A 26,412-nucleotide genomic window follows, 5' to 3' on the forward strand; every position below is an offset into this window, starting at 1 on the left:
CGGTGACAGTCCGTTCTGTACATAATCCTGAACGACCATTTCTTTGAATTCTTTTGAGTAAGATGAATTTCTTTCTTTAGGCTTGAGAGCTTCTTGCCCGTTAGCTTTATAGAGATTCGACCATTCACGTATTCTGTTGTCACCATTTTTCCCCATACCTAATTCAAAGGCAATATCAACTGCTGATTTCTTTCCTGACTGATAATCCAGTACAGCCTGAAGTTTCTGTTCAAATGTATATTTTGCTTTTCTTCCTATAATAAAACCCCCTAAAAGCAGGGCAGTACATTTTGTGTATTTGTACTGTCTACCTTTAGGGGATCATATCATCAATAACACCGTTTTTTTGTTTTCTTTATAAATGTAAAAAAAAAACGAAGACCAATGTCTTCGTCATTTCATCGATGGTGCCCTGGGCCGGACTCGAACCGGCACGGGTTTGAAGCCGGCAGATTTTGAGTCTGCTGCGTCTACCAATTTCGCCACCAGGGCCTCGCGTTGCTCATTCATTATACATTAGTCAACCAGCAAAAGCAATAATCAATTTATTTTTCTTGCCGCTACAAAAATCCTAAAGAATGACGGGAATATATAGTATGTTGTCTATACATAACTATAGTATATGGAAAAACACATTTTAAATCGATAAAATAGTGTTGGAGGGAAAATGTATATGCGGGATCTTTTTATTATTGAATGCTTAAATACAAAGCTTTTTCAAAGCATCGTCAATGAATTAAGACGATGCGATTATGTATGTTATTCAAATTTTGATGAAAGTGAATACTATGAAGTGACACCGGCATTGATTGCCGAGGTATTAAGCTATCGTAATTTTATTATGATTGATCATGATCTAGTATTCTATTATCAAGGAGAAATTGTCTTGAATTATAGTTGTCTTTCAAGGGAAATAGAGATTAGCTATGATTTCTTTCATGACTTCATTAATGATGGTCGAAGATTTCTCTTGGATTACTATGCTTTCTAACTCTTTGCAAGAAGAGTTTTTTTTATTTGGAATAAATGGAGATTTTGCTATAATGTACGCAATGAAAGGTAGGGGTGTTCATGGATTTAAAAGTGAATTTAGGTAAAGATAGTTATCATATTTATATTGAACAAGGTATTTTAAAACAAGCACATCGCTATATTGCTGAAGTTTATCATGGCAAGAAAATAGCTATTATAAGTGATGATAATGTCTTTCCACTCTATGGCAAAGAACTGAGTGAAAGCTTAAAAGATTATGAAGTCACACAGATTGTCATTCCTCATGGTGAATTGAGTAAACGTTTTGATATATTACCATCGCTTTATTCACAATTGCTTGAAGCGCATTTAACACGCAGTGACATGATAATTGCCCTTGGTGGTGGGGTTGTTGGTGATTTGGCTGGTTTTGTCGCAGCAACATATTTAAGAGGTGTCAAGTTTGTTCAGATTCCTACAAGCTTGCTAGCTCAGGTTGATTCTTCTGTTGGGGGTAAAGTAGCGGTTGATCTACCTGAAGGTAAGAATTTAGTAGGGGCTTTTAAGCATCCTTTATTAGTGCTTATTGATCCGTTGACATTAAAGAGTCTCAATGATCATTTTATTCGTGATGGTATGGGTGAAGTGATTAAGTATGGCTGTATTAAAAGTGCTCGTCTCTTTGAGAAATTAGAAAGCTATCAAAGTTTTGAAGCATTATATCAGGATATTGATGATATTATTTATCAATGTGTGGATATTAAAAGAGATGTTGTGGAAAAGGATCTTTTTGACTTTGGTGATCGCTTAGCACTTAACTTTGGTCATACGATTGGTCATGCGATAGAACAATATTATCACTATGAGCACTATAGTCATGGTGAAGCAGTTGGCGTAGGCATGGTGGATATTACAAGAATTAGTGAACAAAGAGGAATCAGTGCTCCTGGTACAACAAAGCGCATCATTGAAGCTCTTGAGCACTATGGCTTACCTACGCATTGTGGTCTTAAAAGCAAAGATTTGCTTGAAGCCATTAGCCATGATAAGAAAAATATTGATAACACTTTTGCCTTTGTTGTTCTTAATAAGATTGGGGAAAGTGCGATCTTAAGACATGATGCAAAAATGATTCTAGAAGTAGAGGAGATGTAGTATGACATCAATCACAATACAACCCAAAAAACTCAAAGGTACAATTGCAGTACCAACAAGTAAATCATTAGCCCATCGCGAAATCATTGCTGCTTCGCTCGCACCTGGACAATCCATTATTTCCAATGTTTCCATGAGTGATGATATTACTGCAACAATTGAAGGCATGAAAGCTCTTGGTGCCTTGATTAAGGAAGAAGATGGTAAGCTCTATATTACTGGAGCACTTACTAATGGTTTAAGTAATGCAAGCATTGACTGTCATGAGTCTGGATCTACATTACGCTTCTTAATTCCAATTTCCTTAATTCATGATAACTATGTTCATTTTACAGGTCAGGGTAAACTAGGCAGTCGACCTCTTGATGTCTATTATAAGATCTTTGATTCGCAAAAGATTGTCTATCTCTATCGTGAAAATGCTCTTGATCTTTATCTCATGGGTTATCTAAAACCTGGACGTTTTGAAGTGCCAGGAAATGTCAGCAGTCAGTTTATTACCGGCTTATTATTTGCCCTGCCACGTTTAGAAGGGGATAGCGATATTGTTTTGACAAGTCCACTTGAATCCTCTGGCTATATTGACTTAACATTGGATGTTCTTAAAGAATATGGCATTCAGATTGAGCAAACTGAAGAAGGCTATCATGTGCCTGGAAATCAGGTTTATCAGGCGCAAAAGAGCAGTGTTGAAGGCGACTTCTCACAAGCAGCTTTCTATCTTGTGGCTGATGTATTAGGTAATGATATTACGATCACTAACCTGAATATGAATACCCATCAGGGGGATAAGGCCATTGTGGAGATTCTTGAACGCATGGGTGCCAAGCTTATTCAAACAGAAGAAGGTTATAAAATGACAGCTGACAAGCTTGTAGCAACGGATGTTGATGCATCCAATTGTCCTGATGTCATCCCTGTGCTTTCACTCGCTATGGCTTTAGCAGAGGGAACAAGCCATATCACTAATGCTGGTCGTTTACGCATTAAGGAATGCGATCGTTTGCATGCGATTTGTGAAGAGCTGAAGGCGATGAATGTAGATGTTACAGAACATGAAGATGCAATTACGATTGTCGGCAGAAAGGATTTAACGGGGGTAAGACTTTCAAGCTACAATGATCATCGCATGGCAATGATGGAAGCTATTGCTGCAACTGTTACAAAAGAACCAGTCAGTATCGATAATCGTGAATGCGTCAGCAAGAGTTATCCAGAATTCTTTAATGATTATGTTAAACTAGGAGGAGAAGTGGAATGAGCGCAAACTGGGGAAGAAATATTGAACTCTCCATCTTTGGAGAATCTCATGGAAAAGCATTAGGTATTAATATTGGCAATTTGCCTTCTGGTATTAAGATTGACATGGATGCTGTAAAAAGAGAAATGGCTAGACGTGCTCCAGGACAAACATTAATGGCAACATCACGCAGAGAACCTGATGAAGTGGAAATCATGAGTGGTCTTGTAGATGGGATAACAACAGGTGCACCACTACTTGGCATGATCTATAATACATCCCAGCATTCAAAAGACTATTCAGAATTAAAAATTAAGATGCGACCAGGTCATTCTGACTATCCTGCCTATATCAAATATCATGGCTTCAATGATGTACGTGGAGGCGGTCATTTCTCTGGACGATTGACTGCACCGATTGTCTTTGCCGGGGCTATCTGTAAACAAATTTTAGCTGCCAAAGGGATTCATATTTACTCCCATGTACTTTCTATCAAGGATATCAAGGATGATCATTTCAGCGTGGATATCACGGATGAACAATTAGAAGAGCTTGCCAATAAAGAGTTTTCGGTGCTTTCTGATGAGAAGTTTGAGAAGATGCGTGAACTCATTCTTGAGGCAAGAAAGAATCGCAATAGTGTTGGTGGTAAGATTGAATGTATGATTAAAGGTGTTCCTGCTGGTATTGGGTCACCATTCTTTGATTCCTTAGAATCAAGAATGTCAACATTGTTTTTCTCAATTCCTGCGGTGAAGTCAGTGTCATTTGGTGATCTTGATGATATTACACAATATTATGGTTCTGAGGCAAATGATGCTTATTATTATGATGGTGAGATTGTTAAGACAAAGACAAATCATAATGGTGGCATCATTGGTGGCATTACAAATGGTATGCCTATTCTCTTTACACTTGGCATTAAGCCAACGTCATCCATTGCCTTAGAGCAGGATACAATTAATGTTGCAACACATGAAAATACAAAGCTTGCCATCGTTGGCCGGCATGATCCTTGTATTGCCATGCGTGCACCTTCAGTTGTTGAAGCGATGGCTGCCATCGCTATTATGGATGAGGTGAATGTATGAAAGATTTAAAGACATGTCGTGATGAAATTGATGCGATCGACCAGAAGTTAATTGCCCTTTTTGAAGAACGTATGCATATCTCAAAAAACGTTGTGAAATACAAGATGGCGCATAATATGGAAATATTCCAGAGTGATCGTGAGACAGAAGTTATTGAGAAGAATCTCAAACGTGTGCATGACAAGAATCTTGCGCCCTATGTACGCAACTTTGTTTTACAGAATATGAACCTTTCTAAACGCTATCAGACAACATTCCTGCCTGGAGAAATTATTGATCTCAAGCCGGCAAAAGAAGATAATCTGATTGTTGGATATCAGGGGGTACCAGGCTCATTCTCTTATGAGGCAATGGAAAACTATTTTGGTGATCGGGTGGCTTTTAAAGTCAATTATCCTCATTTTGAAGATGTCTTTAAGGCCCTTAAAGCAAATGAAATTGATTACGGCATCCTTCCTCTAGAAAATTCAACAACTGGTGCAATCAATGATAATTATGACTTTATCAATGATTATGGTTTTTATATTGTCGGCGAACTGTCACTATCCGTCTCACAGAATTTGCTTGGCGTTCCTGGCAGTACCATTGATGATATTCAGACAGTTTATTCCCATTCGCAGGGCTTGCTTCAGACTTCCCAGTTTCTAGCAAAGCATCATATTGCCAAGGAACCTTACCCCAATACTGCAATGGCTGCTAGCTATGTCAGCCATCTTAACAATAAACATATTGGGGCGATTGCTAGCAAGAAGGCGGCTGAGTTATATGGCTTAGATGTTCTTGCATCCGATATCCATAATGATAAAAGCAATCATACCCGTTTTATTGTCATTGGTCATAATCTAGAGTCAAGCAAGCAAGCTTCACGTATTTCAACAGTCTTTACTTTAAGACATGAAGTTGGGGCCCTTTATGAAGTCTTGCAGATTATCAAGGATCATCAAATCAATATGGTACGTATAGAATCACGCCCAATTCAGTCATCACCATGGGAATATTATTTCTATCTGGATTTTGATGGCAACCTGCATGATCCCAATGTTGTAAGGACGATTGATGAATTAAGAGCATGTACTTATACATTTAGACTGATTGGTAATTATGAAAGGAAGATTGCATGAAAAATATCGTGTTAATTGGCATTATGGGGGCTGGCAAGACAACGATTGGTAAGAAGCTTAGTGCTGATCTTAATAGGCCTTTTATTGACATGGATGACTATCTTGAAAAGAAGTATAATATGAGCATAGCAGATATGTTTAAAATCTCTGAAGACTATTTCCGCAATCATGAGAGTGCATGCTGTAAAGATATGAGTATGCAGACAAATACTGTCATTTCAACGGGTGGAGGTGTCATCAAGCGTGCGGAGAATATTGCTTATTTAAAGAAAAATGGCATTATTTTCTATATTGATCGTCCTCTTGAACTAATTGTTGATGATGTGGATACATCATCAAGACCGCTTCTAAAGGATGGGGCTCAAAAACTCTATAACTTAGATCATGAGCGTCGTGCACTTTATATGCAAAGCTGTGATTATCATTTGATTAATGATGGAGGACTTGAAGAAATTTGCCGGAAAATCATTGCTGTGATAAAGGAGGAAGATGCATGAGTTATGCCGATCAGGTATTCAAGAAAATGTGCCAGGATGTTTTAGAAAACGGCACTGACACAAAGGATGAGATTGTTAGACCTATCTGGGAAGATACGGGTGAAAAGGCTTATACGATTAAACAGTTTGGGGTTGTCAATCGCTATGACTTACGCAAAGAATTCCCGGCTTTGACCTTAAGACGCACAGCACTCAAGAGTGCCATGGATGAAATCCTTTGGATCTATCAAAAGAAAAGCAATAATATTAAAGACCTGCATTCCCATATATGGGATGAATGGGCTGATGAAAATGGCAGCATAGGAACCTGTTATGGCTATGTTATTGGCCAGGAAGATATGCGCAAAGGGGAAATGATTGACCAGATGGACTTTGTCTTGAAAGAACTCAAGCGCAACCCTTATTCAAGACGTATCATGACGAATATGTATATTCCTCAATATCTTGATGGGGGACATTTAGAACCTTGTTGTTTCCTTGTGATGTATAATGTCACAAAAGATAAGAATGGTGCTAATGTGCTCAATATGTCCGTTATTCAGCGTTCCCAGGATATTCTAGCTGCAAATAACTGGAATGTTTGCCAGTATGCCATTCTATTGATGATGGTGGCACAATGTGTTGATATGATACCAGGAGTTATGGTGCACTATATTAATGATGCGCATATCTATGATCGTCATGTTCCAATGATTAAGGAACTCTTGACAAGAGAAGAATATCCTGCCCCACATGTTTCCCTCAATCCAGATGTTAAAGATTTCTATGCCTTTACTACCGATGATCTCATTGTGGAAAACTATCAACATGGCCCACAGATCAAGAATATCCCCATTGCAGTGTAGGTGAGCAGATGATTACTATTATTGTAGCTGTTGATGAAAGTAATCTTATTGGCACAAGCAATTCAGCTAATGGCATGGCTTGGCACAATAAAGAAGACTTCCAGCATTTCAAACAAACAACCCTTCATCATACGCTTGTCATGGGACGTAAGACATATGAAGCAATTGGCAGACCATTGCCACAGCGCCATACAATCGTCATTACAAGAGGAGAGATGGATGACGATCGTGTTGAAGTGCGCCATTCGCTTGACGAAGTACTTGATGAATTCAAAAATAGTGATGAAGATCTGATGATCTGTGGAGGGGCAAGTATTTATAAGCAGGCTTTAGGAGTCGCAAACCGCATGCTTTTGAGTCGCATACCAGGTAAACATGAAGGAGATACCTATTTTCCTGATATTAAACAAAGTGGTTTAAAGCTTTCTGAAAAGAAGCCATTTGATACTTTTACACTAGAAATCTATGAACGATAGGCTTTTGCTTATCGTTTTTTCTTGTATTCAAGATGTATTTTGATTATAGTTAATAAGAAGGAATTGAGGATAGATATGATTAGATTAGTTTTTATTGTGATACGTTTTTTCTTTGAAATTCCGAGCATATTTCATCGTATTCACAAACAATTGAAGAATAAAGATCAAATAAGCGTTGCTGAACGTATTGATACGATGCGTAAGATATTACGTAAGGCTGTTAAAAGAGCCAATGTGGATTTGAAGGTTTATGGTATTGAAAATCTTCCCGAAGAAGGAGGCTTTCTCATCACACCAAACCATCAGGGAATGTTTGATATTGTTGCTCTCTTTTATGCTATCGATCGTCCGTTTAAGATTGTCTACAAGAAAGAACTGAGAAAAATAAAGATTGTCGCAGATGCCTTAGACAGCATGGATTATCTAGCTATTGATCGTCAGAATTTACGTCAGAGCATTCAGGTCATTCGTCAGGTGAAAAAAGAGCTTGCTGAAGGAATGCCTTGGGTTATCTTCCCGGAAGGAACAAGAAGCAAGAATGGAAATCAATTGCTTGAATTCAAGGGTGGTTCCTTTAAAAGTGCAATGGATGCCAAGGTTCCGGTTGTACCAGTAGCCAATATCAACTGTTATGAAGTGCTTGATCGCAATACTTTGAAAAAAGTACATTGCCAGATTCATTTCTTAAAACCTATCAGCTATGAAGAATATAAGGACATGAATTCTGAAGAACTCGCTATGCATGTTAAGAAACTTATAGAAAGATGTATTGAAGAACATGCCTAAGGGCTGTTCTTTTTTTGATTATGAAAAGAATATTCTTACTTATTGTGGCACTGATCTTAAGTGGATGTACAAATAGAATTCAATATTATACTAAGAGCTTTCCTGATTATCTTGATACAATCACAACCTATATTACATATGCATCTTCAAAAGATGACTTTGATAAACAATGTCAATATATTGAAAAAAGACTAGATTACTATGACAAGCTTTTTGATAACTACCATACTTATCCATCTATTACAAATGTCATGACTATTAATCAGAATGCAGGCAAGAAAGCAGTTGTTGTTGATTGGGATTTGTTTGAGCTGCTAAAAGTTTCCAAGGAACGCTATCAAAGCTTGTCATCACAGGTTAATATCGCCTATGGCAGTGTCCTCACTCTTTGGCATGATGCAAGAGAGAAGGCAGTCAAGCACAAAAATATTGGTGAACCACCTCATCTAGAGAACTTAGAAGAGGCGCGAGCACATACAAATATCAATCACGTTATTCTTGACGAAAACGGTCATAGTGTCTATTTAGAAGATCGGGTAATGTCACTTGATTTAGGCGCGGTTGCCAAAGGATATACGATGGAGAAAATCAAACAGGGATTAGTTAAAAGAGGTGTCAAATCCTTCCTGTTGAATGGTGGCGGAAATGTTGTTGGGGTTGGTAAGCGACTTATTGCGAGTGATCAGGCAGATTATAAAGCGTGCAAATCTCACTATTGTATTGGCATAGCGAGTCCAAAGGATGGTAACTATGCTTCAACAAAGAGTGACTATGAAGCTGTTCTTGTTGCTGATAATAAGGCTGTTGTCACAAGTGGTGATTATGAACGCTATTTCATGGATGCACAAGGCAATCGATATTGTCATCTTATTGATCCACGTACAGGTTATCCGGCTCGCTATATGCGTTCGGTAACCGTTATTACAAAAGATTCAGGCTTGGCCGATTACTTAAGCAGTGCACTCTTTTTGATGAACTATGAAGATGGTAAGAAATTTATTGCTGAATTAGATGATGTTGAGGCTATCTGGCTCTTAAGTGATGGTCATATTGTGACAAGTGAGGGTATTAAAAATAAGGATTTCTATGTCTTTGAGAAAGAAAGAATGTATAATTGAGATAATGAGGGAAAAGCAAAATGATTCTAAAAGAAAAAATCTATTTTACACCAGCACAAAGTGAACGGGGGCTACATATTTACTTACCTGATGATTATCAGACAAGTGGAAAGAGATATCCAGTAATGTATTATTTTGATGGACATAATCTTTTCTATGACAGTGATGCCACATATGGTAAGAGCTGGGGCTTAAAGGTATTCTTAGATCATTACAGTAAAGAATTCATTGTTATGGGATTAGAATGCAGTCATGTTGGTAATGAAAGATTAGTGGAATATTGTCCTTATCATTATCAAGGCAAGTTCTGGGGAGATTTGCATGGGAGAGGGAAGGAAACACTTGACTGGATGGTGAACACGCTTAAGCCAATGATTGATGCTCGTTTTCCTACCTATGTGCATCGTGAAGCAACAGGTATATGTGGCAGCTCAATGGGAGGTTTAATGGCACTTTATGGTGTTATTGCACACAATGATGTCTTCTCTAAGGCTGGCTGCCTTTCCTCAGCTATCGGCCCTGGCATCAAAAATCTATGTGCTGACATTGAAAGTCATGCGATTGATGCCAATACCCGTGTCTATCTATCAATAGGTGAAAAGGAAGCAAGCAGCCTTCCTGTAAAGAATATCTATGCGACAGTGATGGCAAGAAGTGCAAAGAAAGTAACGAAATTACTAGAGACAAAAGGCGTGAATACAGCTATCTATATCCAGAAAGATGGCCGACATTGTGAAGCTGACTGGGAGAAACAAAACAAGCTGTACTTCGATTATCTCTGGTGCAACCAAAAGAGTTTTTAATTAAACTCTTTTTTCATTTATGTAAAGATTGTTAAGTGGTTAAAAAACTATTTTTCTAAAATTAACATAAACTTAACAATATTTACCTAAGTATAACTTTCTCTTAACAAAGCGAGATATAAGAGACAGGTGAATCATATTACTCTTTAATTGAACAAAAAGATTTTGTTTGAAGGAGTTATCGATATGAGCGAAACATTAAAAATCATCTTCGGCTTAACAGGTGGGCTTGCGATTTTCTTGTTTGGAATGAACCAGATGAGTGAATCATTACAAAAGGCTGCTGGAGAGAAAATGAAGAAAATATTATCCATGCTGACAAGTAATCCAATCAAAGGTGTTCTTGCCGGTGCTCTTGTGACAGCTGTCCTGCAGTCATCATCGGCGACAACGGTTATGGCTATTGGCTTTGTCAGTGCCGGCTTGATGTCATTGCCACAAGCCATCTCTGTTATTTTTGGGGCTAATATTGGGACAACTATGACAGCACAGCTGATTGCCTTTGATATTGGTGACTATATTTATCCGATTATCTTTATTGGCTTCTTAGTGAATTTTATTGCCAAGAAGGAAAAGACTAAGAGTGTTGGGATGGTCATCTTATCATTTGGTATTCTTTTCTTGGGTATTGAGACAATGTCAACAGTCATGAAGCCATTAGCCTCATCGCCTATCTTTATCCATGCTTTAGAGAAGGTTGCTGATATTCCAGTCTTGGGTGTTCTAGTCGGCTTAGGTATGACACTTGTCGTCCAGTCTTCTTCCGCAACAATTGCCGTCTTGCAGAATTTTGCGATGCAGGCAGGTCCAAATGGCCATAGCTTACTTGGCTTAACAGGTGCCATTCCTGTTCTTTTGGGTGACAATATCGGTACAACAATTACGGCATTATTAGCTTCGATTGGTGGCAGTAAGGATGCCAAGCGTACAGCCATTGCCCATTCTATTTTCAATCTTTCTGGAACGCTCTTATTTATTTGGTTCGTTCCACAGTATGCAGCTCTGATTAAGGCTATTTCAACGCACGGCCCTGAACTGCAGGTCATCTCAAGACAAATTGCGAATGCCCATACAGGTTTCAACCTGACAATGACAATAATCTGGACGCCATTGGTCTGGTTAATGGTTAAGATTGTCATGAAGATCATCCCTGATGCTAAGACGGAAAAAGCAATCAATCCTAATGAACCACTTTATCTCGACAACAAAGTTCTTAATCAGCCCGCAGCTGCCTTGCAGCTAGTAGCTGAAGAAAGCATGAATGTCGCTAATATTGTAGGTGAAATGCTTGTCGAATTGCCAGGTGTCTTCAAAGGTAAGAATGAAGCCTTGCGTAAAGAAATTGATGAGAAAGCAAATATCAGCAAGAATATCTATAAACAAATTCTTGACTATCTTGCCAATCTTTATTCCAATGGTTCTCTTATTGAGGAGCAAGCTGCTCGTTCAGCAGGAATAATGTATATCTTGAATGAAATTGATCGTATACGTCACCTTATTCACTCATTAGAGGAAATTGCCGATGAAGATTTGGAAAATGGCTTGCATTATTCGTCAACGGCTAAGAGTGATCTTAAGGTTATGCTCGAAGACGTCTATAATCTTTATTATGATGTGTTACAGGTTGTTATTACTGGTGATACTGAGGGTATGCATCGCCTGATGGAAAAAAAGGAACAGTTGACACGTAAGAATTCTGGCCTTTTAAAGGACCATTTAAAGCGTGTTGCTAAGGGTGAGTGTAATGATGAATTGACTCTTTCTTTTACTGAAATCATTTCCAATATTGATCGTATTGCAGCAAACTTAATGAATATTCTTGAGGCTGTTTCAGGTAAGGTGAATTTGAATTCTTTCCATGCCTTGGGAGAAAGTCAGGATGTGTTAAGCGAACCAGCTTAATTTTCAAGCAACAAAGAAATTTGTTGCTTTTTGTATACAAAATGCAGTATAACTAGAACATACTATTGATAATATTTACACATGTTGTTTTCATGCCGTTAATTTTATTAAAAGTTTGGAAATCAAATTAGAAATAATTCTCAATGAAAAACAATTGTGTTAATATGTCTTTAGAGATTTTATGTACGAGGTGAATAAAATGGTAAAAAGTATTGGTGTTTTGACATCTGGCGGTGACGCACCTGGTATGAACGCTGCTGTTCGTGCTGTTGCGCGTACTTGCCTCAACAAGGGAATTGACGTCTATGGCGTCATGCTTGGATATAAGGGATTACATGAAGGTCAGTTCTATAAATTCAACAGACATTCAACACGTAATATCATCAATATTGGTGGTACAATCTTAAAGTCTGCAAGATTCCCTGAATTCAAGAATCCACAGATAAGATTAGAAGCAATTGAACAGATGAAAGCTGTAGGTATGGAAGCTCTAGTTGTAATTGGTGGAGATGGTAGCTATCATGGTGCGCTTGAACTTACAAAACTAGGCGTTAACTGTATTGGTATTCCAGGCACAATCGATAACGATATTCCACTTACTGATCATACAATTGGTTTTGATACTGCTTTAAATACAATTGTCGAAGCATTGGATCGTTTAAGAGATACATCTGGCTCCCATCAGAGATGTACTATTCTTGAAGTTATGGGTCGTACTTGTGGTGACTTAGCTGTTAATGCAGGTCTTGCATGTGGTGCTGAAATCGTTATTACAAGTGAAACTGGCTTTGATGAAGAAAAGGTTATTGAAAGATTACGTCAGTCCAAAGCTGGTGATAAGAAGCATGCCATTGTCGTTATTACAGAACATGTTACTGATGTTAATGAATTAGCTAAGCGTATTGAAGCTGCTACTGGCTTTGAAACTAGAGCTAACGTTTTAGGCCACTTACAGCGTGGTGGACGTCCAAGTGCTAATGACCGTGTTCTTGCAAGCCGTATGGGTGTGCGTGCTGTTGAATTGCTTGAACAGGGCAAAGGTGGTCTTGCCATCTGTGAACAGGGCGGTGTCATCACAGAAGTACCAATGTTGACATTATTTGACTCTAAACGTGATGTTCCTGAGGAGTTATATGAAGATGTGTTAAAGCTTCGTTAATTTTTAGGTATTCTATCTTGAAAGTTACTGAAAATTGTGTATGATAATAGCGGTGTCGGTTAAGACACAGGGGGATTAAGTAGATGCAAAAAGAAAAAATGAAAAAAACTAAAATCGTTTGTACAATCGGTCCAGCTTCTGACAACAAAGAAATGTTGAAGAAGTTAATTAAGGCTGGCATGAATGTTATGCGTTGTAACTTCTCTCATGGTGACCATGAAGAACATGCTGCTAAAATGCAGAAGTTAAGAGAAGTCAACGAAGAACTTGGTACTAATGTTGCTATCATGCTTGACACAAAGGGTCCTGAAATCAGAACTGGTAATTTCGTAGGTGGTACTACAGAATTCAAAAAAGGTCAGGTTTCAGTTATCACTAGAGAAGATATCGAAGGTACTTCTGATCGTTTCACTGTATCTTACAAGAACTTATATCAGGATGTTAAGCCAGGTGGTTTCATCTTAGTTAATGATGGTCAGGTAGCTTTACTTGTAGACCATGTTGATGAAAATGGTGATATCTACACTGTTGCTGCTAACGATGGTAAAGTCAAGAATAAACGTGGTATTAACGTACCAGGTGCAATCCTTGAATTCGAATTCTTATCTGAAAAAGATAAGTCTGATATCACATTTGGTTGTGAACAGGATATCGATTTCATCGCTGCTTCATTCGTAAGAAGACCTCAGGATATCTTAGATATCAAGAAGTTATTAGTTGAAAATGGTAAACCTGATGTTAAAGTCTTAGCTAAGATTGAAAACGTTGAAGGTGTTGAAAATATGGATGGTATCATCGAAGTTGCTGATGGTATCATGGTAGCTCGTGGTGACTTAGGTGTTGAAGTTCCTGCTGAAGATGTTCCAGGTATTCAGAAGTCATTAATCAAGAAATGTAATGCTGCTGGTAAGATCGTTATTACTGCAACTCAGATGCTTGAATCTATGCAGGAAAACCCAAGACCAACAAGAGCAGAAGTTTCTGACGTAGCTAATGCCATTTATGATGGTACTGATGCAATCATGTTATCAGGTGAATCTGCACAGGGTAAATATCCTGAAGAAGCTGTATTATACATGAGCAAGATTGCTAGAAAGACTGAAGAACAGTTAGATTACGGTCATTTATTAAGACAGGCTATCCGTACTTCAGATGACAACACTTCAGAAGCTATCTGTATGTCAGTTGCTCAGATTGCAAACAACTTCAAAGTTGCTGCTATCATCGCCTTCACTGAAACAGGTGGAACTGCTAAGCGTGTATCTAGATACAGACCTGAATGTCCAGTAATCGCTGCTACTCCTTACTTAAAGACTGTAAGAGGCTTAGCTCTTAACTGGGGTGTTAAACCAGTATTAGTTAAGGAAATGAAGTCTAAGGAAGGCTTAGTTAACTTAGCACAGGTTGTTGCTAAAGAAGTTGGCGTTTCTGCTGGTGAAAAAGTATTAGTAACTGGTGGTACACCAGGTGTTACTGGTCAGACTAACTATCTTGAATTAGTAACAGTAAAATAATTTCGCAAATCTACTTAGTAAGAGGCTGCAATGCAGTCTCTTTTTTTACTTCAGGCATTGACAAAGCATGCTGTTTGTAGGACAATGAACCCGTAATCTAAAGGCAATCATTTAGGATATGTCACTTATATCATTGGCTTAGAGAAGAAGTGGTTGGTGAAAACTTCTGCATAGTATAGGTGGTACTCCCTAATAGCTGATTTCGAAAGAAAAGCCGGTTCACAGACGTTATAAGTGAAGAGAAGTAATAAAGGTGGTACCACGAAGCTTTCGTCCTTGACGATAGCTTCTTTTTTTATTGAAGGAGAAGGAAAATGAGAGATTTTTTAAATGATGTTGAATTAAATACTTTGAATCATTCATGTGCTCATGTCATGGCACAGGCTGTTAAGCATCTCTATCCACAGGCTAAGTTCTGGGTAGGTCCTGTTGTAGAAGAAGGATTCTATTATGATATTGACTTAGGTGATCAGACGATTACTGATGATGATTTACCTAAGATTGAAAAAGAAATGAAAAAAATCTGTAAAGATGGCAAACGTATCGTTCGCCATGAAGTGAGCAGAGAAGAAGCATTAAAAGAATTTGCAGATGATGAATACAAAGTAGATCTCATCAGCAATATGCCAGAAGGCACTGTTATATCAACATATTCTCAGGGAGACTTCACAGATTTATGTCGAGGCCCTCATGTTGATACAGTTAAGAAATGTAAGAACTTTAAGCTTTTAAAACATTCTGGTGCTTACTGGAAGGGCGATAAAAACAACAAAGTCTTACAGCGTATTTATGGTGTATGCTTCCCTACAAAAGAAGAACTTGATGAACATCTTGCATTGCTTGAAGAAGCCAAAGAAAGAGATCATCGTAAGCTTGGTAAGGAACTTGGTATCTTTATGTTTGCGGACTTAGTTGGTAGAGGTTTACCTATGTGGTTACCAAATGGCTTTACAGTAAGACGTATTCTTTCTGACTATATCATGGATAAGGAATTAGACTTAGGTTATGAACATGTCATGACACCATCAGTTGCCAATGTCGCTTTATATAAGACTTCTGGTCACTGGGATCACTATAAAGATGATATGTTCCCAGCTATGGAAATGGATGATGAAGCCTATGTCCTTCGTCCAATGAACTGTCCAGAACATATGATGATCTATAAGTCACAATTACATTCGTATCGTGATTTACCAATCAGAATGGCTGAAATTGCTAATGACTTCCGTTTTGAAGCAAGTGGAGCATTAACAGGTATTGAACGTGCAAGAGCCTTTACTCAGAATGACTCACATATCTTCTTAAGACCTGATCAGATTGCTCAGGAATTTAAAGAAGTTTCAAAGCTCATCCTTGATGTCTATAAAGACTTTGGCTTTACTGATTATGAATTCAGATTATCATTAAGAGATCCTGAAGATACAGAAAAGTATTTCGGTAATGATGAACTTTGGGAAAAGTCAGAAAATGAATTACGTGCAGTCTTAAATGATATGGGCGTCAAGTATTATGAAGCAAAAGGTGAAGCTGCTTTCTATGGTCCTAAGTTAGATGTCCAGGTGAAGAGTGCATTAGGCCATGACGTAACACTTTCAACAATCCAGCTTGATTACCAGTTACCAGAACGTTTTGAATTAACATATGTTGATGAAAATGGTGAAAAGGTAAGACCAGTCGTTATTCATAGAGCTATCCTTGGCTCTTTGGATCGTTTCATTGCCTTCCTGCTTGAAGAAACAAAGGGCGTACTTCCATTATGGTTAGCACCTAAGCAGGTTGTTGTATTACCTGTTAAGAATGAATATCATGAAGAATATGCACAGGAAGTTGTCAAGAAACTCAGAAAGGCACATTTCAGAGTTCAGTTAGATAACCGTGATGAAAAGCTTGGCTATCGTATCCGTGAAGCACAGATGCATAAGATTCCTTATGAATTAGTCCTTGGTAACAATGAACGTGATGAAGGCACTGTTACTTATAGACAGTATGGTCATCAGGAACAGACAACTGTACCATTTGATGAATTTGTTGCTTTATTAAATGATGAAGTCGAAAAGAAAGCATTACAGAAATAAAGTTTTAAGACCTAGTGAAATCCACTAGGTTTTTTCATGCAAAAAAAGATTCTAGCTTTCACTAGAATCTTCTAAAATACCAACCGTCTTTAAAACTTCTTCAATATGATGAACAGGAATGATTTCAAGATGTTCTTTGACTTCCTTGGCAACATCTTCAAGATCATCAACATTCTCTTTTGGAATAAAGACTGTCTTTACTCCAGCACGGTCTGCTGCCATGAGCTTCTCAGGAAGACCACCAATCGGCATTACATTACCACGTAGAGAGACTTCACCAGTCATTGCATATTGTGATGAAACAGGCTTGCCTGTGACAAGTGAGGCAAGGGCTGTTGTAAAGGTAATACCAGCTGATGGACCATCTTTCTTGATTGCTCCTTCAGGAACATGGATATGAATATCATTATTCTCAAAGAAGTCTGCTTTCTCAGGGAAATAATGCTTAACAAGTGTTAAGGCGATTTCTGCCGATTCTTTCATGACATCTTCAAGCTGTCCCGTTAAGATGAGCTTGCCAGATCCCTTTGTTTGCATTGTTTCAATAAAGAGTATTTCACCACCAACCTGTGTCCATGCTAGACCTGTGACAACACCTGGCTGTTTCATTTCAGAAACACGTTCATGGGTGATCAGATGCATATCAAGATATTTTCTTAGCATATCTTTTGTGACAGTGATTTTCTCTTCACCTTTGACAAGTTCAACAGCTGCTTTACGACAGATGGCATCCATGCGCTTCTTCAAGCCACGCACACCAGCTTCAAGAGTATAGTCATTGACGATTGTTGCTAGTACATCATCATCAAGTTCTAATTCCTCAGGCTTAATACCCATCGTCTTCATTGCCTTTGGCAGTAAGTGTCTTTTTGCAATCTGTTGCTTCTCTAATGGTGAATAGCCATTAAACTGAATAACTTCCATACGGTTTAATAATGGGGCAGGAATGGTATCTGTCGAATTGGCTGTACAGATGAAGAAGACATCGCTTAAGTCATAGGAAACATTCATATAATGATCAGTAAATGTGCTATTTTGTTCAGGATCAAGTACTTCAAGAAGTGCACTTGCTGGATCACCATTATAGCTTATACCAAGCTTATCTACTTCATCTAAGACCATCACAGGATTGCTCGTTCCTGCTTTGGCAATGGCATCCATGATACGACCAGGCATCGCACCAATATAGGTACGACGATGACCACGGATATCCGCTTCGTCCTTACTGCCCCCTAAAGCTACACGTTCATACTTTCTGCCCAATGCTCTGGCAATCGATTGACCAATTGATGTCTTACCGGTACCAGGTGCACCAACGAATAAGAGAATTGAGCCAGATTGTTTCTTATTGAGGTTCATAACGGCAATTTGCTGGAGTATTCTTTCTTTGACTTTAGCTAAGCCATAATGATCTTCATCAAGAATTTCCTGTGCTTTATTCAAATCAATCTTCTTGAAACGTGACTTTTTCCAAGGCACCTGTGTCATGAAGTCAAGATAGTTATAAAGCTGTCCATATTCAGGCGAGTTCTCACCTTCCTGCTTCATACGATTCAATGTCTTACGGGCTTCTTTTTCAGCTTCTTCATTCATCGAAGCTTTATTAATCTTAATTTCAAATTTACGAATTTCAGAGACGTTTTCTGGATGCATGGCATCTAATTCTTTTTGTAAAAATTCAATTTGTTTTTTCAAAGCCTGTTCACGATAAGCTTTCTGGTTATCTTCTTCCTGGGCTGTTTCGGCTTCGCTTGTGACACGGTAGATTTCAATGTTTTCCATGATCACTTTTTTATAAAGCTCGAGACGTTCCTTCTTGCTGTCGGTGGCAATAAAGCTATATTTATCTTCTGGCGTAATTGTCATCCAAGAGGCACCTGTTGCAATCACTTCTTCAAGTGAACGTAAACGGACAACCCATGTACGATACATATTGCCCATACTCATATACTTCAAAGCACCAAGCAGGGCTGTCTTTGTCTCTTCAAGCGTACTCTTTTCTTCATCAGCACTTAAGTCTTCCTCATCAGGACGATCTGTATAAGAGATGCTGATTTCATTGTTGGTGATGGAGACATCTTTGATATTGGCACGATCAGTTGTTCTAATGGCAATATAGCCATTTAAATTGACTTCTGAAACGCTGCCCGATACACCGATTGGTTCAAATGAATCATTTGTCAGTTCATCATAGGGCGTATCTTCTTTCTGAATAATAAAGATCACATTATCACCAATAATAGGATCCTTACCTGTCATTTGTTTATAATAATCCGCATTAAAATACAATGTCGCATTAGGTATGACAATCGTATCATATACGGGAATTACAAGTGCATTTTCCATAGTTTTCCTCCTTCTTAGCAAACTTATCAAAAGAGTGCTAATATCAAATTAAAAGAAATAGCACCTTGCGGTACTTCTCTTAGTTCAATACTATTGTAATTCTATATGATCTATTAGTCAATTGATGTACACAAAGAGTTGATTGATTTTTTAGGAAGCTGTTTGCGTTGTATCTTAAAGCAATAATAGGTATAATGGCAAAAAAGAGAGGAAAAAGAGAATGAAAAGATCAATTCAAGATATTAAAAAAATCATCATCAAGGTTGGAAGCACAACACTATGTGATGATGATGGTCAAATCAATAAGGAAAAGATCCTTAAAGTTATAGCTCAGATCGCTAAGCTTAAAAGAGCAGGATATACCGTCCTGCTAGTATCATCAGGAGCGATTGCAGCTGGCATGGGGGCTTTGCATCTTGATGAGAAGCCGACTCTTCTTCCTCAAAAACAGGCACTTGCTGCCATTGGTCAGGCACGCTTAATGGAAATCTATGAAGAACTTTTTAGTATCTTTCAGATGCGTTGTTCACAGATATTGTTGAATCATGGGGATTTTGATGATCGTAAACGTTTGATGCATCTCAATCTCACGATGAATGCGTTATTAGATTATGATGTTGTACCAATTATTAATGAAAATGATGCTTTATCTGTTGATGAGATTAAGGTTGGTGATAATGATACTTTAGCAGCTTTACTTGTACCTGTTGTTGAAGCAGAATTACTGATCTTGGTTTCTGATATTGATGGGCTTTATACAGCTAATCCACATGATGATCCGAGTGCTAAACTTCTCTCCTATATCGATTATCTGACACCAAAAATTATGAGCTATGCCGGTGATAGTCATTCGACACTCGGAACGGGTGGGATGGCGACAAAGCTCAAGGCTGCAAAAATGGTCAATGATTTTGGCAGTCATATGTGTATTGTCAATGGTTCAAAGCCAGATGCGATTGTCAATGCCTTAAAAGATGAAGGAACATGGTTTAATGGTCGAAGCGGTCGTAAGATGAAAGCACGTGAACACTGGATTGCCTATCGTTCAAAGCCTAAAGGAAAGATTGTTGTTGATGCAGGCTGTCAAAGAGCCTTAATGCGCCATACGTCACTTTTACCTAAAGGTATTGTTGATGTAGAAGGGGATTTTCTTTCCGGTGCCGTTGTTGATGTTGTAAGTCAAGAAGGTGAACTTCTTGCCAAAGGTATTACAAATTATGCCAGTGATGAAGTCAGACTGATCAAGGGCGTCAATACTGACCAGATTGAGAAAATCCTACATTATAAAGATTATGATACAATTATTCATGCCAATAATATGGTTGTCTTGGAGGAAAAATAAATGAATGCACAATTAGAAAAACAATTAAAAGCTGCTAAAATGGCTGCTCGTGAAATGATGACATTGGATACAACGGATAAGAATGATGCTTTAGAAGCTATCAGTGATGCTTTATTAGAACATCAGCAGGACATCCTAACTGCCAATGCGATTGATTTAAAAAATGCTAAAGAAAATGGCATTACTGATGCCATGTATGACCGACTAACACTTGATGAAAAGCGTATTGCAGCATTGAGTGCGAGTGTGAAGAGTCTTATTAGCCTCGATGATCCAGTTGGTGAAGTGATTCGTGAGATTGATCGTCCCAATGGCTTAAAAATCGTTCAGGTCCGTGTCCCAATGGGTGTTTATGGCATTATCTATGAAGCAAGACCTAATGTTACTGTTGATATTGCAGCATTATGTTTAAAAAGTGGTAACTGTTGCGTTCTTAAGGGTGGCAAAGAAGCAATTATGACCAATAAGGCTTTAATGGATATTATGCTTGAAGCGATTGCTGGCATTATTCCTGAAGGTGTTCTTTCGCTTATTGAAAATAATGATCATGAAATCGTCAATGAACTGATTCATGCCAATGATTATCTTGATGTTGTTGTCCCTAGAGGGGGAGCAGGGCTTATTCAGTTTGTCGTTAAAAATGCGACAGTACCTGTTATCGAGACAGGGGCTGGTATTTGTCATCTTTATGTCGACAAGGATGCTGATTTATCGATGGCTCTTGAAATTGCGAAAAATGCCAAATTGCAGCGTCCATCCGTATGTAATGCGATAGAAACTATCCTCATTCATAAGAATGTCTATGAAGAATTCTTACCACCACTTAGAGAAGCCTTCAGTAAGGTGAAAATCTATGGCGATGAAAGAACATGTGAAGTCATCAAGGCAGAAGAAGCAACAGAACGTAATTATGCAACGGAATATGATGATTATATTGTCAATATCAAGATTGTGGATGATGTCAATGAAGCTATTGATCACATCTATAAATATTCTACAAAACATTCCGAATCCATTATTACCAATAATCAGGCAACAGCTAATCTCTTTATGAATGCATTGGATTCAGCCTGTGTATACCATAATGCCTCAACACGTTTCTCTGATGGGGGAGAGTTTGGCTTTGGTGCAGAACTTGGTATTTCAACCCAGAAATTACATGCCAGAGGTCCTCTTGGCTTAAGAGAAATGTGTTCATTCAAATATAAGATTGAAGGTAATGGACAAATCAGAGAATAGGCACACATTGTGTGTCTTTTCTTTTCACTTGACAATACTTAGCACGCTAACTATAATACTTAGCATACTAAGTAAATAAGGAGGAAGGAGCATGGAAGATAATTCCCAGCAAATCAATGATGTGTTTGCGAATTTTAGACGCATAGGTATTGCCTATCGTAATGCGGCAAGTCGTCAATTGAATGATATGCATATTACACATGAACAGTGTGCTTTGCTTTATCTTATTGAGCAGAGTGATATGACGCAAAAAGAAATTGCTCAAAAACTGAAAATCAGTGAAGCAACGCTTTCAGGCCGTGTGAAGCGTCTAGAAAAGATGCATTATATTGAACGTGTTCAAGATCAAAATGATAAACGTAAATATGATCTTTTCATCACGCCATCGGGCAAGAAAGCCTTAGATGAAGCTAAGAGTATTGTCGATCGGTTATCAAAGCAGTGCTTTGAAGGTTTTGATGATCAGGACTTTGCATTATTAATGTCATTATTTCAACGTGTTTATAAGAATTTAGAAAAAATGAAAGGAGAAAACGCATGTTCCGATTAAGAAAGTATTTTAAGAAATACTGGGCTTTATTCCTGATTGCCATTGTCATGATCCTTGGCCAGGCAGCCAGTGAATTAGCACTTCCAGATTACATGAGTAACATTGTCTCTAATGGTATTCAGGCTGGTGGCTTTAAGGACGCTGTCAGTGATGTGCTTACAACGGATACTTATCACCATATTCTCTTGTTTGCCAATGAGAAAGAACAAACAGTCATAAAAAGGAGCTATCGTTATACAAAAGAAGAAAAACTTGATTCAGATATCAAGAAGACTTTCCCTAAAGCCAAGAATATCTATGTCTTAAAAGATGATATTAATCATGATGAGCTTAATAAAGCCATGCTTAAAAGCATGTTGATTGTTTCATCAATAGAGGATATGGATAAGAATTCAGAAAGCTATAAGAAACTGATGGGGCAGTTAACAGCAAGTGTAGCTTCTTTTAGACAGAAATATGAACAAGCCTACAACAGCTATCAGGCAAATAAAAACAATCTTCCCGAAACAACCCGCCAGGCAAGTGAAACAAAGCTTGCAGCAATGAAAACACAGCTTCAAATGATGGAAGAAAAAGTGAAGGAAGGCGATGTCTTCTATTTCATTGGTGCAATGCCTGAAGATAGCCGTAATAAGATGTTTGACAGCATCGACAAACAAATGAAAACAATGGGGAATAGTACCATGAATATTGCCGGTGGAAATGCGGTTAAGAGTGAATATAAACGCTTAGGCGCCAATACGGATGATATTCAGAATGCCTATGTTTTTCAAGCTGGTGTGAAAATGCTTGTGATTGCCTTGCTTGGTGCTGTTGCTTCTATTGCGGCGGCTTTCTTTGCCTCAAAGACAGGTGCAGCTATTGCGAGAGATCTGCGCTTGGATCTTTTCAAGAAGGTGGAAAGCTTCTCAACACATGAAATGGATCAGTTCTCAACAGCTTCCCTGATTACCCGTTCGACAAATGATATTACCCAGATCCAGCAGGTTGTTGTGATGTTTATCAGACTGGTCTGCTTTGCGCCAGTATTAGGGCTAGGTGCCTTTGTCAGAGCCATCCAGCAATCGAAATCAATGACCGGTGTTATTGGTCTTGTCCTCATTGTCATTCTTGGGGTATTAGGTGTGACATTTAGTATTGTTCTGCCTAAATTCAAGATCATTCAGTCATTGATTGATAAACTTAATCTTGCAATGCGTGAAAACTTATCCGGCGTTCTTGTCATTCGTGCCTTTGGTAATGAGAAAGAAGCTGAAAGACGCTTTGATGTCTCTAATACGGATTTAACGAAAGTCAATTTATTTGTCAATAGAGTGATGATTAGCCTGATGCCAATCATGATGTTTATTATGAATGCCGTAACGTTAGCGATTGTCTATGTCGGTGCTAAGCAGATTGACTTAGGACATATCCAGATTGGTCAGATGATGGCCTTCTTGCAATATGGCATGATGATCATCATGGGCTTCTTGATGATTGCAATGATTGCCATCATGCTTCCTCGTGCCTCTATTTCTGCTAAGCGTATTGCCGATGTTTTAGAAACAGAAAATAGTATTGTTGAACCAGCTCATCCTGAAGCATTCCCTGATGATCAACGTGGTGTTGTCACATTTGATCATGTCAGCTTTGCCTATCCTGGTTCAGAAGAAAATGTTTTAAGTGACATTAGCTTTACAGCTAAGCCAGGTCAGACAACAGCCTTTATTGGTTCAACGGGTTCAGGTAAGTCAACACTGATTAATCTTGTCCCACGTTTCTATGATACAACAAGTGGCCATGTCTATGTTGATGGTGTTGATGTGCGTAATGCCAGTATTCATGAGCTGAGAAGTAAGCTTGGTATCGTGCCACAAAAAGCGAACCTCTTTAGTGGTGATGTACGCAGCACTTTACAATATGGTGCTTCCAATGCTTCAGATGAAGATCTTGAGCGTGCATTAGAAATCTCACAGTCTAAGGAATTTGTCGATAAGCTTCCTGGTGGTTTAGATCATGAAATTGCGGCCGGAGGGACAAATGTGTCTGGTGGCCAGCGTCAGCGTCTTGCCATTGCGAGAGCACTAGCTAAGAATCCAGAAATTCTCATCTTTGATGATTCCTTCTCCGCACTTGACTTTAAGACCGATGCCAAACTAAGAAAAGAACTTAATGAAATGTGTCAGAAAGAACATAATACTGTCTTGCTTGTAGGTCAGCGCATTGCTTCCATCATGCATGCCGATCAGATTATTGTTCTTGATGAAGGCCGTATGGTAGGCAAGGGAACACATGATGAACTGATGAAAACATGTGATGTTTATCAGCAGATTGCCTACTCACAATTATCAAAGGAGGAATTAGAAAATGAATAAAAGAAGAAATCATCCTGGTCGTCCTTCTATGGGTAATGGTGAAAAAGCCAAAGACTTTAAAGGAACGATGGCGAAACTTATTCGTTATTTGAAACCTTACTATCTCAAACTCATCTTTGTCATGATCTTTGCTGTTGGATCAACAATCTTCTCCATTGTCGGTCCTAAAATTCTTGCCAAAGCAACCGATAAGCTTTCCCAAGGGATCGTGGCGAAGGTCAGAAATGTCGGGGGAATTGATTTTAGCTATATTACCCATATCCTCCTTATCCTCTTAGCTCTCTATCTTGTAAGTGCCTTATTTAACTATATTCAGGGCTGGATTACGAGTGGTATCTCGCAGAAAGTTGCTTATGACTTTAGAAAAGATATTTCTGAAAAGATGAACCGTTTGCCTCTTTCTTATTTTGATCACCACAGTAATGGGGACATTCTCTCAAGAGTAACGAATGATGTCGATATGATTGCCCAATCTCTTAATCAGTCAATGAGCCAGATGATCACTTCAACAGTATCAGTCATTGGGATCCTTGTGATGATGCTTTCGATTAGCTGGCAAATGACAATCATTGCAGTCGTTGTCCTTCCTATTACTTTGACGGTAGCAAGCATTATTATGAAACGTTCACAAAAATTCTTTAAGATGCAACAGGATGCATTAGGTGATGTGGATGGTCATATTGAAGAGGTATATGGTGGTCATGAAGTTGTCAAAGCATTTAATGGTGAAGAAAAAGCCATTGATACCTTTGATCAATATAATGATAAGCTTTATGAATCAGCCTGGAAGTCACAGTTCTTTGGCTCATTGATGATGCCGGTTGCCAGCCTTATTGGTAATATTGGCTATGTCGCTGTATGTATTGTAGGGGGCTATCTTGCGAGCGGCAAGATTATTACGATTGGTGATATTCAGGCCTTCATTCAGTATGTCCGTCAGTTCAATCAGCCAATTACTCAGATGGCCCAGATTGTCAATATGTTGCAGTCAACTGCTGCAGCAAGTGAACGTGTCTTTGAATTCTTAGAAGCAAAAGAAATTGATGATGAAAAGGCTACTGTCAGCCGTGATGTAATTGATCATATGAAGGGTGCTGTTACATTTGACCATGTCAAGTTTGGCTACAACCCAGATAAGATCATTATTCATGACTTCAATCTTCATGTTCATGCTGGACAAAAGATTGCCATTGTTGGTCCTACTGGGGCTGGTAAGACAACAATCATTAAGTTATTGATGCGTTTCTATGAATTAAATAAAGGTTCTATTCTTATTGATGGCGTAGATATCAAGGATATGAAACGTAGTGATTTACGTTCGATGTTTGGAATGGTCTTGCAGGACACTTGGCTTTTCAATGGCAGCGTAAAAGAAAACTTGAAATATGGCAAACTTGATGCAACCAACGAGGAAGTCGAAACAGCCATCAAGAATGCCCGTGTGGACCACTTCGTTCATACTTTGCCAGAAGGACTTGATACAGTCATTAATGAAGAATCTTCCAATATCTCAGCTGGCCAGAAGCAGCTGTTGACAATTGCCCGTGCTTTCTTAAAAGATCCAAAGATTCTTATTCTTGATGAAGCAACATCTTCCGTTGATACACGTACAGAAGTGATGATTCAACAGGGTATGGATGCTTTAATGGAAGGAAGAACATCTTTCGTTATTGCCCATCGTCTTTCAACAATTCGTGATGCCAATACGATTATTGTCATGCGTGATGGTGATATTGTTGAAGTTGGTAATCATCAGTCACTGCTTGATGAAGGCGGGTTCTATGCTTCACTCTACAAGTCACAGTTTGAAGGCGCCCAAATTTAATG

At 38.5% G+C, this 26,412-nt stretch carries 21 protein-coding genes and 1 tRNA gene; 20 read left to right on the plus strand and 2 right to left on the minus strand.

The features are described 5' to 3' along the window. Window positions 1–405: 405 nt before the first annotated feature. A tRNA-Leu gene (locus T529_RS0106300) sits at window positions 406–492 on the minus strand. A gap of 181 nt (window positions 493–673) precedes the next feature. Between T529_RS0106300 and T529_RS0106305 the strand changes: the two genes are divergently transcribed. From T529_RS0106305 to thrS, 15 genes are all read left to right on the plus strand, one after another. Further along, window positions 674–991 carry a hypothetical protein gene (locus T529_RS0106305; RefSeq protein ID WP_143064965.1) on the plus strand — a complete coding sequence of 106 codons (318 nt, stop codon included), beginning with the start codon at window positions 674–676 and terminating at the stop codon, window positions 989–991. Window positions 992–1,071: 80 nt separating this feature from the next. After that, window positions 1,072–2,127, plus strand: a complete 1,056-nt coding sequence (gene aroB / locus T529_RS0106310; protein WP_033162773.1) for a 3-dehydroquinate synthase — start codon at window positions 1,072–1,074, stop codon at window positions 2,125–2,127. A gap of 1 nt (window position 2,128) precedes the next feature. Further along, a complete protein-coding gene (gene aroA, locus T529_RS0106315) occupies window positions 2,129–3,388 on the plus strand; it encodes a 3-phosphoshikimate 1-carboxyvinyltransferase (RefSeq protein WP_033162774.1) in 1,260 nt (419 codons plus the stop codon). Next, complete coding sequence (gene aroC / locus T529_RS0106320) at window positions 3,385–4,458, plus strand: chorismate synthase (protein WP_033162775.1); 1,074 nt, start codon at window positions 3,385–3,387, stop codon at window positions 4,456–4,458. Before aroA ends, aroC begins: the two co-directional genes overlap by 4 nt. Beyond that, on the plus strand, window positions 4,455–5,579 hold the full coding sequence (locus T529_RS0106325) for a chorismate mutase (RefSeq protein ID WP_033162776.1): 1,125 nt from the start codon (window positions 4,455–4,457) through the stop codon (window positions 5,577–5,579). Before aroC ends, T529_RS0106325 begins: the two co-directional genes overlap by 4 nt. Further along, window positions 5,576–6,076: a shikimate kinase gene (locus tag T529_RS0106330; protein WP_033162777.1), complete on the plus strand. Its 501-nt coding sequence runs from the start codon at window positions 5,576–5,578 to the stop codon at window positions 6,074–6,076. Before T529_RS0106325 ends, T529_RS0106330 begins: the two co-directional genes overlap by 4 nt. Then, entirely contained in the window at window positions 6,073–6,921 is an 849-nt protein-coding gene (thyA, locus tag T529_RS0106335; RefSeq protein ID WP_033162778.1) for a thymidylate synthase, read from the plus strand. The genes T529_RS0106330 and thyA overlap by 4 nt, the downstream gene beginning before the upstream one ends. Before the next feature lie 8 nt (window positions 6,922–6,929). Beyond that, entirely contained in the window at window positions 6,930–7,397 is a 468-nt protein-coding gene (locus T529_RS0106340; RefSeq protein ID WP_033162779.1) for a dihydrofolate reductase, read from the plus strand. A gap of 75 nt (window positions 7,398–7,472) precedes the next feature. Beyond that, window positions 7,473–8,183, plus strand: coding sequence for a lysophospholipid acyltransferase family protein (locus tag T529_RS0106345; protein WP_033162780.1), 711 nt, complete (start codon window positions 7,473–7,475; stop codon window positions 8,181–8,183). 20 nt (window positions 8,184–8,203) lie between these two features. Beyond that, complete coding sequence (locus tag T529_RS0106350) at window positions 8,204–9,301, plus strand: FAD:protein FMN transferase (protein ID WP_238560790.1); 1,098 nt, start codon at window positions 8,204–8,206, stop codon at window positions 9,299–9,301. A 20-nt stretch (window positions 9,302–9,321) separates the two neighbouring features. After that, complete coding sequence (locus tag T529_RS0106355; RefSeq protein ID WP_033162782.1) at window positions 9,322–10,104, plus strand: alpha/beta hydrolase; 783 nt, start codon at window positions 9,322–9,324, stop codon at window positions 10,102–10,104. Window positions 10,105–10,290: 186 nt separating this feature from the next. After that, complete coding sequence (locus T529_RS0106360; RefSeq protein WP_033162783.1) at window positions 10,291–12,006, plus strand: Na/Pi cotransporter family protein; 1,716 nt, start codon at window positions 10,291–10,293, stop codon at window positions 12,004–12,006. 199 nt (window positions 12,007–12,205) lie between these two features. Further along, on the plus strand, window positions 12,206–13,165 hold the full coding sequence (gene pfkA / locus T529_RS0106365; RefSeq protein ID WP_033162784.1) for a 6-phosphofructokinase: 960 nt from the start codon (window positions 12,206–12,208) through the stop codon (window positions 13,163–13,165). A gap of 83 nt (window positions 13,166–13,248) precedes the next feature. Then, complete coding sequence (gene pyk, locus T529_RS0106370) at window positions 13,249–14,679, plus strand: pyruvate kinase (RefSeq protein ID WP_033162785.1); 1,431 nt, start codon at window positions 13,249–13,251, stop codon at window positions 14,677–14,679. A 314-nt stretch (window positions 14,680–14,993) separates the two neighbouring features. Further along, window positions 14,994–16,754, plus strand: a complete 1,761-nt coding sequence (gene thrS / locus T529_RS0106375) for a threonine--tRNA ligase (RefSeq protein WP_033162786.1) — start codon at window positions 14,994–14,996, stop codon at window positions 16,752–16,754. 51 nt (window positions 16,755–16,805) lie between these two features. Here thrS and lon read toward each other — a convergent pair whose 3' ends face one another. After that, window positions 16,806–19,100 carry an endopeptidase La gene (lon, locus tag T529_RS0106380; protein WP_033162787.1) on the minus strand — a complete coding sequence of 765 codons (2,295 nt, stop codon included), beginning with the start codon at window positions 19,098–19,100 and terminating at the stop codon, window positions 16,806–16,808. A gap of 220 nt (window positions 19,101–19,320) precedes the next feature. On the opposite strand from lon, the gene proB reads away from it, so the two are divergent. The 5 genes from proB to T529_RS0106405 all read left to right on the plus strand — a co-directional run bounded on the left by proB (window position 19,321) and on the right by T529_RS0106405 (window position 26,410). Beyond that, on the plus strand, window positions 19,321–20,442 hold the full coding sequence (gene proB / locus T529_RS0106385; RefSeq protein WP_033162788.1) for a glutamate 5-kinase: 1,122 nt from the start codon (window positions 19,321–19,323) through the stop codon (window positions 20,440–20,442). Then, window positions 20,443–21,681 (plus strand): glutamate-5-semialdehyde dehydrogenase, encoded by a 1,239-nt coding sequence (locus T529_RS0106390; RefSeq protein ID WP_033162789.1) that lies wholly within the window; start codon window positions 20,443–20,445, stop codon window positions 21,679–21,681. 91 nt (window positions 21,682–21,772) lie between these two features. Continuing rightward, window positions 21,773–22,231, plus strand: a complete 459-nt coding sequence (locus tag T529_RS0106395) for a MarR family winged helix-turn-helix transcriptional regulator (RefSeq protein ID WP_033162790.1) — start codon at window positions 21,773–21,775, stop codon at window positions 22,229–22,231. After that, window positions 22,219–24,585 carry an ABC transporter ATP-binding protein gene (locus T529_RS0106400; RefSeq protein WP_033162791.1) on the plus strand — a complete coding sequence of 789 codons (2,367 nt, stop codon included), beginning with the start codon at window positions 22,219–22,221 and terminating at the stop codon, window positions 24,583–24,585. Before T529_RS0106395 ends, T529_RS0106400 begins: the two co-directional genes overlap by 13 nt. Beyond that, window positions 24,578–26,410, plus strand: a complete 1,833-nt coding sequence (locus tag T529_RS0106405; protein ID WP_033162792.1) for an ABC transporter ATP-binding protein — start codon at window positions 24,578–24,580, stop codon at window positions 26,408–26,410. The genes T529_RS0106400 and T529_RS0106405 overlap by 8 nt, the downstream gene beginning before the upstream one ends. Window positions 26,411–26,412 lie beyond the last annotated feature (2 nt).

The sequence above is a fragment of the Sharpea azabuensis DSM 18934 genome (assembly GCF_000702165.1).
Taxonomy (GTDB): Bacteria; Bacillota_I; Bacilli_A; order Erysipelotrichales; family Coprobacillaceae; genus Sharpea; species Sharpea azabuensis.

What these genes read in the sequence shown, in the direction of transcription:
- T529_RS0106305 (WP_143064965.1), top strand. Translation starts at nt 674, where the DNA reads ATGCGGGATCTTTTTATTATTGAATGCTTAAATACAAAGCTTTTTCAA.
- aroB (WP_033162773.1), top strand. Translation starts at nt 1,072, where the DNA reads ATGGATTTAAAAGTGAATTTAGGTAAAGATAGTTATCATATTTATATT.
- aroA (WP_033162774.1), top strand. Translation starts at nt 2,129, where the DNA reads ATGACATCAATCACAATACAACCCAAAAAACTCAAAGGTACAATTGCA.
- aroC (WP_033162775.1), top strand. Translation starts at nt 3,385, where the DNA reads ATGAGCGCAAACTGGGGAAGAAATATTGAACTCTCCATCTTTGGAGAA.
- T529_RS0106325 (WP_033162776.1), top strand. Translation starts at nt 4,455, where the DNA reads ATGAAAGATTTAAAGACATGTCGTGATGAAATTGATGCGATCGACCAG.
- T529_RS0106330 (WP_033162777.1), top strand. Translation starts at nt 5,576, where the DNA reads ATGAAAAATATCGTGTTAATTGGCATTATGGGGGCTGGCAAGACAACG.
- thyA (WP_033162778.1), top strand. Translation starts at nt 6,073, where the DNA reads ATGAGTTATGCCGATCAGGTATTCAAGAAAATGTGCCAGGATGTTTTA.
- T529_RS0106340 (WP_033162779.1), top strand. Translation starts at nt 6,930, where the DNA reads ATGATTACTATTATTGTAGCTGTTGATGAAAGTAATCTTATTGGCACA.
- T529_RS0106345 (WP_033162780.1), top strand. Translation starts at nt 7,473, where the DNA reads ATGATTAGATTAGTTTTTATTGTGATACGTTTTTTCTTTGAAATTCCG.
- T529_RS0106350 (WP_238560790.1), top strand. Translation starts at nt 8,204, where the DNA reads ATGAAAAGAATATTCTTACTTATTGTGGCACTGATCTTAAGTGGATGT.
- T529_RS0106355 (WP_033162782.1), top strand. Translation starts at nt 9,322, where the DNA reads ATGATTCTAAAAGAAAAAATCTATTTTACACCAGCACAAAGTGAACGG.
- T529_RS0106360 (WP_033162783.1), top strand. Translation starts at nt 10,291, where the DNA reads ATGAGCGAAACATTAAAAATCATCTTCGGCTTAACAGGTGGGCTTGCG.
- pfkA (WP_033162784.1), top strand. Translation starts at nt 12,206, where the DNA reads ATGGTAAAAAGTATTGGTGTTTTGACATCTGGCGGTGACGCACCTGGT.
- pyk (WP_033162785.1), top strand. Translation starts at nt 13,249, where the DNA reads ATGCAAAAAGAAAAAATGAAAAAAACTAAAATCGTTTGTACAATCGGT.
- thrS (WP_033162786.1), top strand. Translation starts at nt 14,994, where the DNA reads ATGAGAGATTTTTTAAATGATGTTGAATTAAATACTTTGAATCATTCA.
- lon (WP_033162787.1), bottom strand. Translation starts at nt 19,100, where the DNA reads ATGGAAAATGCACTTGTAATTCCCGTATATGATACGATTGTCATACCT.
- proB (WP_033162788.1), top strand. Translation starts at nt 19,321, where the DNA reads ATGAAAAGATCAATTCAAGATATTAAAAAAATCATCATCAAGGTTGGA.
- T529_RS0106390 (WP_033162789.1), top strand. Translation starts at nt 20,443, where the DNA reads ATGAATGCACAATTAGAAAAACAATTAAAAGCTGCTAAAATGGCTGCT.
- T529_RS0106395 (WP_033162790.1), top strand. Translation starts at nt 21,773, where the DNA reads ATGGAAGATAATTCCCAGCAAATCAATGATGTGTTTGCGAATTTTAGA.
- T529_RS0106400 (WP_033162791.1), top strand. Translation starts at nt 22,219, where the DNA reads ATGTTCCGATTAAGAAAGTATTTTAAGAAATACTGGGCTTTATTCCTG.
- T529_RS0106405 (WP_033162792.1), top strand. Translation starts at nt 24,578, where the DNA reads ATGAATAAAAGAAGAAATCATCCTGGTCGTCCTTCTATGGGTAATGGT.